This is a genomic window from Castellaniella sp. (assembly GCF_034007085.1).
GTDB lineage: Bacteria > Pseudomonadota > Gammaproteobacteria > Burkholderiales > Burkholderiaceae_B > Castellaniella.
The window spans coordinates 1-15351 of record NZ_JAVERO010000047.1 but is presented as its reverse complement, the minus strand read 5'-3'; the positions used below and the strand labels follow the sequence as shown (position 1 = coordinate 15351).

Genomic DNA, 15351 nt, shown 5'->3' with positions numbered 1-15351 from the left:
AGGCGCTGGACATGCTCGGCAAACTGTTCATCGATCAGGATTCCCCCGTACTGGTCGAAGCCCCCAGCTATCTCGGGGCGCTGCAATCGTTTTCCCAGTTCCAGCCGCAGTACCGGGCCGTGCCCACCGACGAACGGGGTCTCGTGCCCGAGGCCCTGGGCGATGACCTCGCCCGGGGCGCGCGCTTCATCTATGTGCTGCCCAATTTCCAGAACCCGACCGGCCTGACGCTGGACCGCGAGCGCCGCCAGGCCCTGGTCGAACGCTGCGCCCGCCTGGGCCTGCCCATCATCGAGGACGACCCCTATGGCGAATTGCGCTATGCGGGCGAACCGCAGCCCGGCCTGCTCGAACTGGGTCGGCCGGCAGGCGCCACCGTGATCCGGCTGGGGACGTTTTCCAAGGTCCTGGCACCCGGCATGCGCCTGGGCTACGTCGTGGCGCCGCGCCACATCATCTCCAAGCTGGTGCAGATCAAGCAGGCCACCGATCTGCACACGGCCACCGTCACCCAGATGGCGGTGTACGAGGCGGTGCGCGACGGTTTTCTGCGAACACATCTGCCGAAGGTGCGCGAACTCTACCGGCGCCAATGCGGCTACATGCTCGATGCGCTGCAGGAATACTTTCCATCTGACGCACGCTGGACGCGCCCGGAAGGCGGCATGTTCATCTGGGTCACGCTGCGCAAATCCATCGATACCACGCAATTGTTGCAGGCGGCGATCCAGCGCAACGTGGCTTTCGTGCCGGGAGCGCCGTTCTATGCGGTGGGTGCGCCGACCAACACCCTGCGCCTGAGTTTCGTCACCGTGCCTGAAGACCGGATTCGTGCCGGCGTGCGCACGCTGGGCGAGCTCATCGGTCCGGCGCCCGCACACGCATGATGGCGGGCGGCACCCCGGCCGGCCCGCAGCGGACCGGCCCCGATCTGTCGGACATGCGGTTCGACGACTGGGTGGCCCGTTGGCTGCCGGCATCCTGGGGGCCCTATGCACGCCTGTGCCGGCTCGACCGGCCGGTCGGCACCTGGCTGACCTTGCTGCCGGTGCTGGCCGCGCTGGTCCAGGCGGCCGATGGCCTGCCGACGTTGTGGCGCCTGGCGGTGTTTTCCCTGGGCGCGTTGCTGATGCGCGGCGTGGGCTGCACTTTCAACGATATTTTCGACCGGGACTTCGATCATCGCGTCGAGCGCACGCGATTCCGGCCCCTGACCAGCGGCCAGCTCACCCTGCGGGCGGCGCTGTGGTTCGCCGTCGCGCAACTGCTGGTCAGTGCCACCTTGCTGCTGGCCATCAATGCCACCAGCCGCTGGTTGGCGCTGGCCCTGCTGCCCCTGGTGGTGATCTACCCCCTGTGCAAACGCTACACGTATTGGCCGCAGGCCGTCCTGGGGGTCGCCTTCAATTGGGGCATGCTGATGGCCTGGTCGGATACGCGCGATCTCATCCCCTGGTACGCCGTGGCCATGTGGCTGGGAGCGGTGCTGTGGCAGATCGGCTATGACGCCATCTACGCCTATATCGATCTGCGGGACGACCGCATGCTGGGCCTGAAATCGGTCGCCATGCGTTTCGGTGATCGGGGCCGGGTCTGGATCGGCGGCATGTATGCCGCCACGGCAGCGCTTTGGGTTGCAGCGGGCATGGGCATGGGCATGGACTGGCCCTACTACCTGGTCATGGCCATCATCGCCGCGCATTTCGTCTGGCAGATGCGGGTCTTCGACGTGCGCCACCCGGAACGCGGCCTGCGGTTGTTCCGTTCCAACATGCAGGTCGGCGTGCTGCTGATCGTCGCCGCCCTGGCGGGCACGGTCTTGCGGCCCTGGCTGTAGCCTGTAGCCTGTAGCCGCCCGGCCGCCGAGGCCACGCGGGCGTGCTGCCCGATGCTGCCGATACGCCCACTGTCGGCAGCGCCATCTTCCATCCTGTAGGCACATGTAAAATGGGTGTCGATCCGTTGGCCGTGGTGGATCCGGGCCTGTGCGTCCGCAGCCCGCAAAGCCTGCGCATGATCGATGCATCCAGCATGCCGGTCATCACTTCAGGCAATACCCATGTGCCGACGATCATGATTGCCGGAAAAGGCGCCCACCTGGTCTTGGGTGGCGCCTGATTTTCTTGTTAGCCTCTCATTCAGGACCTGGACATGGTCAGTCATACCGAGGTCGTGGCAAGCATTTTGTTTGCCATTGCCATCATTCACACCTTCTCCGTTCCGATCTTCGCCCGTCTGGCCAACAAAGGCGGCCCCCATGCCGGCCTGTGGCACATGCTGTCCGAAGTCGAGGCCGTGTTCGGCGTCTGGGCCTGTGCGCTGTTCGTGTGGATGGCGCTGGCCCAGGGGGTGGGTGGCGCAGTCGAATACCTGGATACACGTAATTTCACCGAGCCGGCGTTCGTCTTCGTCATCATGGTGGTGGCGGCCAGCCGGCCCATCATCGAACTGGTCCGCCTGCTGGTCGATTGGGTGTCGCGCTTGCTGCCGGTGGCCCAGGAACTATCACGCTTTTTCGTCATCATGACCCTGGTGCCGCTGGCCGGCTCGCTGATCACGGAGCCAGCCGCCATGACCCTGGCCGCGCTGTTGCTGCGCCAGGCCTATTTCCGCCGGCCCGGCCAGGACGGGTTCAAATACCTGACCGTCGGCGTGCTGTTCGTCAATGTGTCCATCGGCGGGGTGCTGACGGCCTATGCTGCGCCGCCTGTGCTGATGGTGGCGCATACGTTCGGCTGGGATACGGCGTTCATGGCGACCCACTTTGGTTGGCGTGCGGTGCTTGCCGTGCTGGTCAATGGCCTGGTCCTGTCGCTGATCTGCCGGCCCTTTCTGCTCAATGGCAGCATCGGTGTGCCAGAGGACGAAGGCGAACGCCGCCCGCCCGTGTCGCCGGTGGTCATGGTCGTGCACGTGCTGTTCCTGACAGGTGTCGTGCTGGCGTCGCACCACATCCAGATCTTCATGGCGCTGCTGGTGCTGTTCATTGGCTATGCCCATGCCTACAAGCGGCACCAGTCGCCCCTGCTGCTGCGCGAAGGCTTGATGGTGGGTTTCTTTCTGGCGGGCCTGGTGATGCTGGGCGGCCTGCAGCAATGGTGGCTCCAGGATCTGCTGGGTGGCCTGTCGCCCTACGTCCTGTACCTGGGGGCCACGGCTCTGACGGCGGTCACCGACAATGCGGCGCTGACCTACCTGGGTTCGCTGGTCGATGGGACCAGCGAACTCTGGCGCTACATGCTGGTGGCTGGTGCCGTGACGGGCGGCGGCCTGACGGTGATCGCCAATGCGCCGAATCCGGCCGGCTTTTCCATCTTGAAAGGTTGTTTCGGCGATGGGTCGATTTCACCGCTGAAACTGTTGGGGGCGGCGGCCGTGCCGACCTTGGTGGCCGCCGCGATGTTCATGCTGCCGACGTCGTTCAGCTGAGGCCTGCCGTGGCCGGCCTGCCGGGCGGGCCGCCCCAGGGCAAAAGGATTAAAATCCAGGCCGTTGATCATTTCGGAATCATGAGCTGTGCCTATCTATGCTTATCGTTGCAGCCGCTGTGGTCACGAACAGGACGTGCTGCGAAAAATCTCCGACCCGCCGCTCAAGACCTGTCCGGCCTGCGGCCAGGATACCTATGAAAAACAGGTGACGGCGGCCGGCTTTCGTCTGAAGGGTACCGGCTGGTACGAAACCGATTTCCGCGGGGGGGGGAAACCCGCCTCGAAACCCGCCGATGCGGCAGGCGGATCCTCGGCTGGCGCGGCACCCGCCGCCGCTGGCGGGGCGTCCGCATCGACATTGGGCTGACGTCGGGAACCCATGCGATTCCTCAAGCGCTACTTCATCACGGGCCTGCTGATCTGGCTGCCGCTGGTTGCCACGGTCTGGGTGCTGACGGTGCTGATCGGCACACTCATGTCCCTGGTGCCTTCGTTCCTGACGCCCGAGGCGCTGTTCGGTGTGTCGATACCGGGATTCGAACTGGTTCTGGTGCTGGCCGTGATTCTGCTGACCGGATTGTTGTGTGCCAATTTCATTGGTCGCGCCATCCTGTCGCGCTGGGAATCCCTGCTGGGGCGCATCCCCCTGGTGCGCTCCATTTATAATTCGGTCAAGCAGGTCAGCGACACCGTCTTCGCGCCCAACGGCCAGGCGTTTCGCGAAGCCGTGCTGGTGCAGTATCCGCGCCAGGGCGCCTGGACCATCGGTTTTCTGACCGGCACCCCTGCCACCGAGATCGCCGCGCGGCTGGGGGGCGATTTCGTCAGCGTCTACGTACCCACGACGCCCAATCCGACGTCGGGGTTCTTTCTGATGATGCCGCGTGCCGATGTCCAGGTGCTCGGCATGTCGGTGGAAACCGCGCTGAAATACATTGTGTCCATGGGCGTGGTGGCGCCTCCCGGTTTGCCGCCCCTGGCGCCGGCAGGCCTGCCCGCCAAGGCCGCTCCTGACGAGCAGGCCCATTGAAACCCAAACAATCCCTCTGACGGAGCCATTCTTGAACCGCACTTGCTACACCGGCGAGGTATCCAAAGCCCACCTCGACCAGACCGTGACCCTGTTCGGCTGGGTGCATCGCCGCCGCGACCATGGCGGCGTGATCTTCATCGACCTGCGCGATCGCGCAGGCCTGGCCCAGGTCGTGGTGGACCCGGACAACCAGGCGGCATTCGAGACCGCCGAACGCATCCGCAATGAATACTGCCTGCGGATCACCGGTCTGGTGCGCCTGCGCCCCGCCGGCACCACCAATCCCGACCTGCTCTCGGGCGAGGTCGAAATCCTCTGCCGCGAGATCGAAATCCTCAACGCCTCGGTCACGCCGCCGTTTCAGCTGGATGACGACAACCTGTCCGAGACCACCCGCCTGACGCACCGAGTACTGGATCTGCGGCGGCCACAGATGCAGCGCAATCTGATGCTGCGCTACCGCGTGTCCATGGTGGCGCGCAACTATCTGGATGCCTTGGGATTCGTCGATATCGAAACCCCGATGCTGACCCGCAGCACGCCGGAAGGTGCGCGCGACTACCTGGTGCCCTCGCGCGTCAACCCGGGCGAATTCTTTGCGCTGCCCCAGTCGCCGCAATTGTTCAAGCAGCTGCTGATGGTGTCGGGTTTCGACCGCTACTACCAGATCACCAAGTGCTTCCGCGACGAGGACCTGCGCGCCGATCGCCAGCCCGAATTCACCCAGATCGATTGCGAGACCTCTTTTCTCGACGAAGTCCAGATTCGCGAAATCTTCGAAGGCATGGTGCGCGAAATCTACCGCCAGGTGCTGGATGTGGCGCTGCCCGACCCCTTCCCCGTCATGAGCTGGGCCGATGCCATACGCCGCTTCGGTTCGGACAAGCCCGATCTGCGTGTGAAGCTGGAATTCACCGATGTGGCCGACCTGATGCGTGATGTGGGCTTCAAGGTCTTTGCGGGCCCGGCCAATGATCCGGCCTGCCGCGTGGTGGCCCTGCGCGTGCCCGGCGGCGCCAGTCTGCCGCGCAGCGAAATCGACGCCTACACCCAGTTCGTCGGCATCTATGGTGCCCGCGGCCTGGCCTATATCAAGGTCAACGACGCCACTGCCATCCCCGAAGGCCTGCAGTCGCCCATCGTCAAGAACATCCATGTCGATGCGCTGCGCGCACTGATCGAGCGCACGGGCGCGCAGGATGGCGACCTGATCTTCTTCGGTGCCGATCGCGCCAGAATCGTCGCCGATGCCATCGGCGCCCTGCGCGTCAAGATCGGCCAGAGCGAATTCGGCCGTGCCAATGGCCTGTTCGAACCGGGCTGGAAACCGCTGTGGGTGGTGGATTTCCCCATGTTCGAATACGACGAGGACGAGGGCCGTTATACCGCTGCGCACCATCCGTTCACCTGCCCCAAGCCCGGCCACGAGGATCTGCTGGAAACCGATCCGGGCAAGGCTCTGGCGCGGGCCTACGATATGGTGATGAACGGCTGGGAAATCGGTGGCGGGTCCGAACGTATTCATCGCGCCGATGTTCAGCGCAAGGTCTTCAAGGCCCTGAAGATCGACGAAGAAGAAGCTCGCCTGAAATTCGGCTTTCTGCTCGATGCGCTGCAGTATGGCGCGCCACCGCATGGCGGCCTGGCTTTTGGCCTGGACCGTCTGGTGACGCTGATGGCGGGCGCAGAATCCATCCGTGATGTGATTGCCTTCCCCAAGACGCAGCGTGCCCAGTGTCTGCTGACACAGGCGCCGTCGGCGGTGGACGAAAAGCAGCTGCGCGAGCTGCATATCCGCCTGCGTCAGACGGAAGCCCAGTAAGGCCATGCCCGTCCTGCGGGTCGTCAGCTACAACATCCACAAGGGCCGCTCGGCCACAGGTGGGCGGGAATCGCTGGCCGACCTGCGGCTGGGCCTGTACGGCCTGCGGCCCGACCTGTTGTTCCTGCAAGAGGTCCAGGGCCGCAATCAGGTGCGCGGCAGCCTGGACGCGCAGCATGAATCCCTGGCGGCGGCGCTGCGCATGCAGGTCGCCTATGGCTGCAACGCCGTGCGTCAGGCGACCGATCATGGCAATGCGCTGCTGTCCCGCTATCCCATCCTGCACTACGAAAATCAGGATGTGTCTGATCATCGCCTGGAACAGCGCGGCCTGTTGCATGGCGTGGTCCAGGTCGGCGATGTGCCGGTACATTGCCTGGTGGTGCATCTGGGACTGCTGGCCGGTGGGCGCTTGCGCCAGGTCCAGGCGCTGGCCGATCGCATCCAGCGCCTGGTGCCTGCGCACGAGCCGCTGTTGATTGCCGGGGATTTCAATGACTGGACCAATCGCCTGGCGCCCCTGTTCGTCGAACAGCTGGGTCTGGTCGAGGTATTCGCCGCCGCCCCCCAAGGGACGGACGAAATCTACCGTCTGCGCCGCACCGTATCGCGCCTGCGCGAACGGCTGGTCTGGTTGCCGAACCAGACCCTGCGTCCGCTGCCTGAACTGCCCATGCATGGACACGCGCGCTTGACGCCGCCGCCCCGGACGTTTCCGTCCGTGTTCCCCTGGCTGCGGCTGGACCGGATCTATCAGCGTGGCTTTGCCGTGCGCCGTGCGCGGGTGCTGCATGGTTCGCCCTGGAAAAAACTGTCGGATCATGCGCCGCTGGTGGCGGACCTGGAACTGCCCTGATCCGGTTCTGGCGGGAACTTTTCTGTTGGACGGTGGCCCAATAAGCATTACTTTGAAATTAGCACTCTCAATCCAAGAGTGCTAACATCACTCCATTCAGTACGAGGACACTGTCACCATGACCCCCTCTTCGTCCGCCCTGGCGCTCTCGCCATCCCAATTGTCCCTGGCGGTCGCCAATCCCGGCGCGCTGGGCACCATCGATGCCTACATCAGCGCCGTGAACCGGCTGCCGATGCTCACGGCCGACCAGGAAGCCGACCTGGGCCGGCGCCTGCGCGATCACAATGACCTGAATGCCGCGCGTGACCTGATCCTGTCGCATCTGCGGCTGGTGGTCTCCATCGCCCGCCAGTATCTGGGCTACGGTCTGGCGCACGCAGACCTGATCCAGGAAGGCAATATCGGCCTGATGAAGGCCGTGCGCCGTTTCGACCCCGATCGCGGGGTGCGCCTGGTGTCTTTTGCCGTGCATTGGATCCGCGCCGAGATCCACGAATACGTGGTGCGCAACTGGCGCCTGGTCAAGATCGCCACGACCAAGGCACAGCGCAAGCTGTTTTTCAATCTGCGGCGCATGCGCCCTGATGGCCACAGCCTGGCGCCGGACCAGATCGCCGACATCGCCCGCGAACTCGACGTGCGCCCCGAAGACGTCGCCGAAATGGAAGTCCGCCTGTCGGGCGGCGATCTTGCCCTGGATGCGCCGACTGACGACGAGGATCGCTACGCGCCATCCGACTGGCTGGCCGACCAGGCCCAGGAACCGGCCCAGGTGCTGGCTCGCCGAGGCATGGATGCCTTGCAGGGCGAAGGCCTGGAACAGGCCTTGTCTGCCCTGGATGCGCGATCCCAGCACATCGTCCGTGCCCGCTGGCTGGTGGATGACGGTGGCGCCACGCTGCACGAACTGGCTGCCGAATATGGCATTTCCGCCGAACGCGTCCGCCAGATCGAGGCCGCTGCCTTGAAAAAACTGCGTGTCGCCCTGAGCGAGCGGCAGGCGGACTTCGAGGCCGCCTGATCCTGTCCCACGGGGGTTGATACACTCTCTTGCATCTTTCTGGGCCGGGCTGTGAACTTTCGATGGCCGGGGCGGACCAACCTGACATGAACGCGCCGGTCATGTCAGGCCCCACGTTCTGTCGTCCGCTTCAGCTTCTCCTCTTCCCCTCCCTACCGAAGCGGATGTTCATGGGATGCCGTCAGGCATCCCTTTTTTTCATCTGGTTGCTAGAATGCAGGCCCTCCAGGCCTGTAACATATCACCCGGATGATCTGAACGTTTTCTTCATCATGAAAATCGGCCTATTGGTGTTCGGCCTGGCGGGCTTGCTGGCCCTGGTGTCCTTCATGCCCCCCCTGGCGGGACGCCTGCGCCTGCCGTATTCCGTGCTGCTGGCCATCGTGGGCTTCATTCTGGGCGTGATCATTCATGTGCACGGTTGGGCGCCGGGCGTCGTGGCCGATTTCCTGGACACGCTGCAGCATTTCGAGATTTCTTCCGAGACCTTTCTGTTCGTCTTTTTGCCGGTGCTGCTGTTCGAGACGGCGCTGGCCACGAATCTGCGGCGCTTGCTGGACGATATCAGCCCGATTCTGGTCATGGCCATTGTGGCGGTCGTGGTCTGCACTTTGGCGGTTGGTTTTTCGTTGGCGGCGATCTCCACCTATGGGCTGGTGGTCTGCCTGATGCTGGGCGCCATCGTCGCCACCACCGATCCAGTGGCGGTCGTGGGGATTTTCCGCGAAGTCGGCGCGCCCCGTCGTCTCACCAATCTGGTCGAGGGCGAGTCCCTGTTCAACGATGCCGCCTCGCTCGCCCTGTATTCCGTGCTGCTCAGTGTGCTGTTCGGTGGCACGACGCCGTCCGCGCCGGAAATCTTCCGCAGTTTCCTGATCAGCTTTCTGGGAGGAGGCCTGACCGGTCTGGTGATGGGGCGGGTGGCCATCGAACTGTTCGGGTGGCTGCGCGGCTGGCCTACCGCCGAGATCACCCTGACCGTGGCGCTGGCCTACCTGACCTTTTTCGTAGGCGAGCATTACCTGGGGGTGTCGGGGGTGGTGGCCACCGTGATCGCGGGACTGGTGGTGAGTTCCAGTGGCCGTACACGCATGTCGCCCACGACCTTCGAGCAGCTCGAAGGGGCCTGGGCGCAGCTTGGGTTCTGGGCCAATTCCCTGATTTTCCTGTTCGCTGCCATGCTGATTCCGCGCATGATGGCGGAAATCACCTGGATGGAAGTCCTGCTGATCCTGGTCGTGTTCATCGTGACCCTGGGCGCGCGCGCGGTCATCGTCTATGGCCTGCTGCCCCTGCTGGGGCGCTTGCGCCTGAGCACCGAGGTCAGCCCGTCCTACCGTGCCGTGATGCTGCTGGGCGGCCTGCGCGGCGCCGTGTCCCTGGCCCTGGCCCTGGCCGTCACGGAACAGCCGGCGGTGCCCCACGAGGCGCGGCAGTTCATTGCCGTGGCCACGACCGGCTTTGTGCTCATGACCTTGTTCGTCAATGGCCTGACGCTGCGGCCCTTGATTCACCGGTTGGGCTTGAATCAGCTTTCGCCGGTGGATCGAGCCTTGCGGGACCAGGCCCAGATCGTGGAACTTGAAGCCCTGCGCCTGAGGATCGATGACATTGCCCACAACGAACACATCGGCAGCGAGGTCCTGGGGCGACTGCATGCGGTCTTTGATGCCAGCCAGGCCGGCATGGATTCGGCCCAGGTGCACCAGCTGACCCGTGACCAGAAGGTCGCCGTCGGCATGGGGATGCTGGCGGGCCGCGAGGAAGAGATGTTCTTCGAGACGCTCAAGGCGCAGGTCGTGGACTGGCGCACGGCCGAGTCTCTGCTGGCGCGTGCCGAGCGGTTGGGCGATGCCGTGCGGGCGGGTGGGTTGCAAGGCTTCGAGTCGGCGATCGACGCGGATCTGCGCTATTCCCAGGCGCTGCGGCTGGCGCTGCGCCTGCACTACGTGACCGGCTGGCAGGGCTGGCTGGTGCGCGAGCTGGCCCAGCGGTTCACCAACCTGATGTGTAAATGGTCCGTGGCACGCCGCCTGATCCAGTTCGCCCGTACCGATGTGCAGCCCCTGCTGGGCCAGGAGGTCACGGACATCATCGTGGCCGCGCACCAGCGCCGCCTGATGCTGCTGGAAGGCGCGTTGCAGGCGCTGGCGCTGCAGTACCCCAGTTACGCCCAGTATCTGCAGGAGGCGTATCTCGCACGCATGGCGCGCGCCATGGAGCGCATCCGCTACCGTGACATGCTGGCGCACAACCTGATCAGCGGGGAAACCTATTCCGACCTGATGCAGCAGACGGATGCGCGTTGGGGGGCACTGGAAAGCCGGGGCGTGCTGGATATCACCATGAGCGCGGCGGCGCTGGTGCAGCGGGTGTCGCTGTTCGAAGGCATGGATGAGCCCACCATGGCGGCCATTCGTCGCGTGCTCAAACCGCGCCTGATCCTGCCGGGACAGGAAATCCCCACCCGGTTCGGGCGGGGGCGGGCCATGTATTTCGTGGCGTCGGGCGCGGTGGTCCTGGATCTGCCGGATGGCACCACGGCGGAATTGGGCAGTGGCCAGATCTTTGGGGAAATGGCGCTCGCCATGGGTGACGATTTCCATGCGCGCGCGCGATCGCTGGGCTACAGCCGCCTGTTGATGCTCCAGGAACGGGACTTCAAGCGCCTGCAGCAGCAATATCCGATGCTGCGCGAGAAGATCGATCTGATCGTGCGCCAGCGGCAGCGGGCGATGGAAGTCTGGCGGCAGTTCGAGTCCGGCGAACGCCAGCATGAGCCGCTGCCCGAGTTCAGCCAGGCAGCGGCCAGCAGCCCCGATCTATAGCAGCAGCCGGATGTCGTGGGCCATGTCTTCGGGCGTCAGCGATGGCCCGAGCAGGGCGCGGGCTTCGCCGTCACGGTCCATCAGGTAGAAGGCCGATGAATGGTTCATGGCGTAGTGTTCCGGCGTCGGGCCGGGTTCCTTGGCGTAGTAGGCCTTGAATGATCGCGCGGTCTTTTCCAGCTGTTCGGGCGTGCCCGTCAGGCCGATGAAGGACGGATCGAAGGCGTGCACGTAGGTGTTGAGGATTTCGGGGGTATCCCGCAGCGGGTCCACCGAGACCATGATGACGCGCACTTCGTCGGCCTGGTCGCCCAGCAGCTGCATGGTCTGGGCGGCCTGCGCCAGGGCGGTGGGGCAAATGTCCGGGCATTGCGTATAGCCGAAGAACACCAGCAGGATCTTGCCTTTGAAGTCGGCCAGTGTGCGCTGCTGGCCGGTCATGTCAACCATGTTCAGGTCGCGCCCCAGGCGGGATCCGGTGATGTCGTTGCCTGCGAAGGGCAGGGGTTTGGTTTCCGATGTGCAGCCCGGCAGGACAAGGGCTAGGGGAAGTGCGGCGAGGGTGCAGGCCAGGAGCCGGCGGCGTGGAATCGAGAGCGACATATCCATCATCCAGGTCAGTGAGTCGGCCGGGGCGGCGCCGAGGCATGCGCCCGGGTCGGAGTTCTGCCGAGTCAGACCGGGGCGAGAACCAAGCCGACCCAGTGATCCAGCAGCAGCGCGGCAAACAGCAGCGCCAGATACAGGATTGAATACTGGAACAGTTTACGCGCCCTGGTATCCGAATAGCTTCGATATAGCGCAAAGGATTGCCACACGAAGCGTCCGCTGAGCAGACAGGCGGCCGCCAGGTAGGCGAGGCCGCTCATGCGCACGACGTAGGGCATCACGGAGGCGGCGAACAACGCGATGCTGTAGAGCAGGATGTGCAGTTGGGTGAAGTTCTGGCCGTGCGTGACCGGCAGCATGGGCAGGCCGGATTGTTCGTAGTCGTGATGGCGATACAGGGCCAGTGCCCAGAAATGGGGTGGTGTCCAGATGAAGATGATCAGGACCAGCAGCCAGGCTTCGGCGGGTACGGCATCGGCCATGGCGGCCCAGCCCAGGGCGGGCGGCATTGCGCCCGACAGGCCGCCGATGACGATGTTCTGCGGCGTGAGGGGTTTGAGAATGGCGGTATAGATCAGGGCATAGCCGACGAAACTGGCAAAGGTCAGCCACATGGTCAGGGCATTGACCTGGGTGTACAGGATCCACATGCCGGCCCCGCCCAGTATGCCGGCCATCAGCAGGACCTGATGGCTGCCGATCTGGCCGGAGGCCGTGCCGCGCCGCGCCGTGCGCAGCATGCGCGCGTCGGTCTCGCGTTCGACCAGGCAGTTGATCGAAAACGCGGCGGCCGACAGCAGCCAGATGCCTGCGGTGGCGTTCAGCGCCAGCCAGGGGTCGGGCAGGCCCGGCGTGGCCAGGAACATGCCGATCACGGCGCAGAACACGGCCAGTTGCGTGACGCGCGGCTTGGTCAGCGCCAGGTACTGGCGCAGCAGCGAGGGGGGCCGGTGGGAATGGGTGGCGGCGGTGCTCATAGTGGCATTCTAGGCAGGTTTCCCGGCGCGGGACAGGCGCCACAATAGCGTGACGCTGACCAGGACCAGGCCAGCGGCGCCGCCGTTGTGCATCACGGCGATCAGCAGCGGCCATTGAAAGAAGATGGTGGTCAGGCCCGTCAGCAGTTGCAGGGCCAGCAGGGCCAGCAGCAGGCGTGCGGGGCCTGCCAGGCCGGGTGTGTGGCGCCAGCGCCAGGCCAGCACGCCCAGCAGTGCGATCACCAGGAAGGCGAAATTGCGATGCGTCCAGTGGATGGCGGTGAGCGCGTCCTGGGAAATCAGCGCCCCTGACGATTGCTGCCCCAGGCCACGCAGCAGGGCATAGCCTTCGTGGAAATCCATGGGGGGCAACCAGGCCCCGTGGCAGGTGGGGAAATCCATGCAGGCCAGGGCCGCGTAGTTGGTGCTGACCCAGCCGCCCAGGGCCACCTGCAGGAACAGCACCGCCAGCCCCAGAATCATCCAGGCGCGGCCGTTGCCAGGGTCGGGGGGGACCGGCGCGTAGGCCTTTTCCCGGGCGGCCAGCCAGGTCATCAGGGCCAGCAGGCTCATGCCCAGCACCAGGTGTGTGGTCACGACCAGCGGCATCAGCCGGTGGGTGACGGTCCAGGCGCCAAAGGCTCCCTGAACGCACACCATGACCAGCACGCAGACGGCCAGTGCCGGGCTGCGCCCCGGCAGGTGGCGCAGGCGCCAGGCGCACAGAGCGATGGCGATGATCATCATGCCCAGGATGGCGCCGGCATAGCGGTGGATCATCTCGATCCAGGCCTTGAAGGGACTGACCGGGCCGTAGGGCATGGCGTCCAGGGCGGCGCGGATGTGATCGCCGGCGCCCAGTGGGCTGAAATGGCCGTAGCAGCCAGGCCAGTCGGGGCAGCCCAGGCCGGAATCGGTCAGCCGCACGAAAGCGCCGAACATGATCAGGTCCAGCGTCAGGAACCAGGTCAGGAACACCAGTTTGCGGTAGCGTGCGAGCGGACCGGCTGCGGACTGCTGAGTCGGTTCGCAGTGTGGCTGCGTCGTGGATGGGGCCTGCGTACTGCGCCAGTGGGCCGGGTCGATCGGTTTGTTCATGCGGGTGTGAGTCCTGGGCAGCCTAGCCGATGCGGGAGTTTTTCAGCAGCGTGCGGATATCGTCGCGCACGGCCTCGGGTTGCTGCGCATCGGGAAAGCGCATCATCAGATGGCCCAGGGGATCGACGATCCACAACCCCCGGGCCAGATCAGCTGCGGGATCGGCGGCATCCGGGACCAGCCAGTCCGCCAGCCGGGCCGGATCGGCGCGCAGGACATGCGTGCCGGCGTAGGCTTCGCTGACCACAGGCGCAGCCGGTGCGTCGTCGATGATGAACCAGATGCGTTCCAGGCGGTCGACCGCCTTGCCCTGGCTGGCGTGGGAATTGCGCAGCACGAACAGTCCGCGCACACAGAATTCGGGGCAGGCGCCGGGGCCGGCGCTGAGCAGCAGCCATTGTCCCTTGAGCTGATTCAGGTCGTAGGGCTGGCCTTGCGCGTCCCGCAGGGCCAGGTTGCCCGGGATGGGGCGTTGCGGCTCGATCAACTGACCGTAGTGGGTGCGGGTATCGGGGCGCAGACCCAGGGACGGCACATAGTAGGCCAGCAGGGCGAAGACCACGGGAGCCAGACAGACCAGCAGGACGGCGATCAGCGGGCGGATGGAGCGGGAGGGGGCAGGGACGGTCGTCATGCGTGCGGCGAGGGTGGGGGACGGCGCAGCGTGCGCCAGGTGAGCACGCCGGCTGCGATCAGCGCAATCGTGGCGAAGCTGAACCATTGCAGGGCGTAGTTGTAGTTCTGGCTGGCGTTCGTCGAAGGGCCGGGCCATTCCTGGATCAGGCCGGCGTCTTGCGTGGGGGCCTGCTGCAGCAAGACCGGCAGCAGGTCCAGGCCGGTGGCCGCCGCCGGGGCGTCCAGCGGCAGGTTCTGCACGCGGGGTGGCTGGCCATCGGTATGCGGAAAGGCGGCGGACAGGGCTGGGTCGGGCTGGCCGGTCAGGCTGCCCAGATCGAACAGTCGGGGCACCCGGTGCAGCAGCGTGCCCTGGACCAGGACAGGGCCGGTGGCTGCTTCCAGATTTGGTAGCGTCGTGGGCGGCAACGGGCGAGCGACCCAGCCGCGCAGCACCAGCACGGCGGTTCCGGGACTGTCCTGCAGTTCCAACGGAGTCGCCACCCACAGGCCGGGCTGACCTTTGAGGTTACGATTATCCAGGAGTACAGTAAACGGATTCAGCCAATGGCCGTGAACCTTGGCCGGATGCCAGGTGGGGCCATCGCGGTGTTGCGCATCCAGCGTCAGGGCCGGCGCCTGCCGGCCTGCCTCGATGGCGGCCAGCAGCGTTTCGCGTTCATGGGCACGGCGCAGCTGCCACTGGCCGGCGCCGATGCAGGCCGCAGCCAGCAGCGTCAGCAGGATCAGGGCCGAAAGGGCTTTTGTGCGGGATGCGGGCGGTTGCGGGACCACGATGCCTATGCTCTGGGGATACAGGGGATGTCCATGAAAGTTTTGATCGTCGTGCTGTTTCTGGGGGTGCTGGTCAGCCTGGGGTCGGCCATGAAATATCTCATGCAGGACCGGGGCCGCAGCGACCGCATGGCCTGGGCGCTGACGTGGCGGGTGGGGCTGTCGATCCTGCTGTTCCTGCTCCTGCTCCTCGCCCACGCATTGGGGTGGATGAGCCCGAACACAGGATAGTCCCTGCGGACTATCCTGTGTCGGGCGAATCC

The 15351-nt window shown here is 65.2% G+C and carries 15 protein-coding genes and 1 pseudogene; 11 read left to right on the top strand and 5 right to left on the bottom strand.

Annotation, left to right across the window (positions count from 1 at the left end; all coding sequences use genetic code 11):
* The 10 genes and pseudogenes from RBR29_RS06175 to RBR29_RS06130 form a co-directional block, all read left to right on the top strand.
* A partial coding sequence (locus RBR29_RS06175; protein WP_320348092.1) for a PLP-dependent aminotransferase family protein occupies positions 1 to 887 on the top strand: 887 nt, incomplete at its 5' end.
* Positions 887 to 1837 (top strand): 4-hydroxybenzoate octaprenyltransferase, encoded by a 951-nt coding sequence (gene ubiA, locus RBR29_RS06170; RefSeq protein WP_369293018.1) that lies wholly within the window; start codon positions 887 to 889, stop codon positions 1835 to 1837. The genes RBR29_RS06175 and ubiA, both read left to right, overlap by 1 nt.
* Positions 1838 to 1908: 71 nt before the next feature.
* Positions 1909 to 2118 (top strand): annotated as a pseudogene (locus RBR29_RS06165) (GMC oxidoreductase); the annotation flags it as partial.
* A gap of 33 nt (positions 2119 to 2151) precedes the next feature.
* Positions 2152 to 3429 carry a putative Na+/H+ antiporter gene (locus RBR29_RS06160; protein ID WP_320348090.1) on the top strand — a complete coding sequence of 426 codons (1278 nt, stop codon included), beginning with the start codon at positions 2152 to 2154 and terminating at the stop codon, positions 3427 to 3429.
* Positions 3430 to 3516: 87 nt separating this feature from the next.
* Positions 3517 to 3798: a zinc ribbon domain-containing protein gene (locus RBR29_RS06155; protein WP_320348089.1), complete on the top strand. Its 282-nt coding sequence runs from the start codon at positions 3517 to 3519 to the stop codon at positions 3796 to 3798.
* A gap of 12 nt (positions 3799 to 3810) precedes the next feature.
* Positions 3811 to 4461 carry a DUF502 domain-containing protein gene (locus RBR29_RS06150; protein WP_320348088.1) on the top strand — a complete coding sequence of 217 codons (651 nt, stop codon included), beginning with the start codon at positions 3811 to 3813 and terminating at the stop codon, positions 4459 to 4461.
* 31 nt (positions 4462 to 4492) lie between these two features.
* Positions 4493 to 6286 (top strand): aspartate--tRNA ligase, encoded by a 1794-nt coding sequence (gene aspS / locus RBR29_RS06145; RefSeq protein ID WP_320348087.1) that lies wholly within the window; start codon positions 4493 to 4495, stop codon positions 6284 to 6286.
* A 4-nt stretch (positions 6287 to 6290) separates the two neighbouring features.
* Positions 6291 to 7142 carry an endonuclease/exonuclease/phosphatase family protein gene (locus tag RBR29_RS06140; protein ID WP_320348086.1) on the top strand — a complete coding sequence of 284 codons (852 nt, stop codon included), beginning with the start codon at positions 6291 to 6293 and terminating at the stop codon, positions 7140 to 7142.
* 118 nt (positions 7143 to 7260) lie between these two features.
* Positions 7261 to 8166 (top strand): RNA polymerase sigma factor RpoH, encoded by a 906-nt coding sequence (gene rpoH / locus RBR29_RS06135; protein ID WP_320348085.1) that lies wholly within the window; start codon positions 7261 to 7263, stop codon positions 8164 to 8166.
* A gap of 272 nt (positions 8167 to 8438) precedes the next feature.
* Positions 8439 to 10994, top strand: a complete 2556-nt coding sequence (locus RBR29_RS06130; RefSeq protein WP_320348084.1) for a cation:proton antiporter — start codon at positions 8439 to 8441, stop codon at positions 10992 to 10994.
* Here RBR29_RS06130 and RBR29_RS06125 read toward each other — a convergent pair.
* The 5 genes from RBR29_RS06125 to RBR29_RS06105 form a co-directional block, all read right to left on the bottom strand.
* Positions 10989 to 11597: an SCO family protein gene (locus tag RBR29_RS06125; protein ID WP_320348083.1), complete on the bottom strand. Its 609-nt coding sequence runs from the start codon at positions 11595 to 11597 to the stop codon at positions 10989 to 10991. The genes RBR29_RS06130 and RBR29_RS06125 overlap by 6 nt on opposite strands.
* Before the next feature lie 71 nt (positions 11598 to 11668).
* Positions 11669 to 12580, bottom strand: coding sequence for a heme o synthase (gene cyoE, locus RBR29_RS06120; protein WP_320348082.1), 912 nt, complete (start codon positions 12578 to 12580; stop codon positions 11669 to 11671).
* 9 nt (positions 12581 to 12589) lie between these two features.
* Positions 12590 to 13678 (bottom strand): COX15/CtaA family protein, encoded by a 1089-nt coding sequence (locus tag RBR29_RS06115; protein ID WP_320348081.1) that lies wholly within the window; start codon positions 13676 to 13678, stop codon positions 12590 to 12592.
* 22 nt (positions 13679 to 13700) lie between these two features.
* On the bottom strand, positions 13701 to 14312 hold the full coding sequence (locus RBR29_RS06110) for a hypothetical protein (RefSeq protein ID WP_320348080.1): 612 nt from the start codon (positions 14310 to 14312) through the stop codon (positions 13701 to 13703).
* Entirely contained in the window at positions 14309 to 15088 is a 780-nt protein-coding gene (locus tag RBR29_RS06105) for an SURF1 family protein (protein ID WP_320348079.1), read from the bottom strand. The genes RBR29_RS06110 and RBR29_RS06105 overlap by 4 nt, the downstream gene beginning before the upstream one ends.
* Positions 15089 to 15121: 33 nt before the next feature.
* Here RBR29_RS06105 and RBR29_RS06100 point away from each other — a divergent pair, with 33 nt between their 5' ends.
* Positions 15122 to 15319, top strand: a complete 198-nt coding sequence (locus RBR29_RS06100; RefSeq protein WP_320348078.1) for a twin transmembrane helix small protein — start codon at positions 15122 to 15124, stop codon at positions 15317 to 15319.
* Positions 15320 to 15351 lie beyond the last annotated feature (32 nt).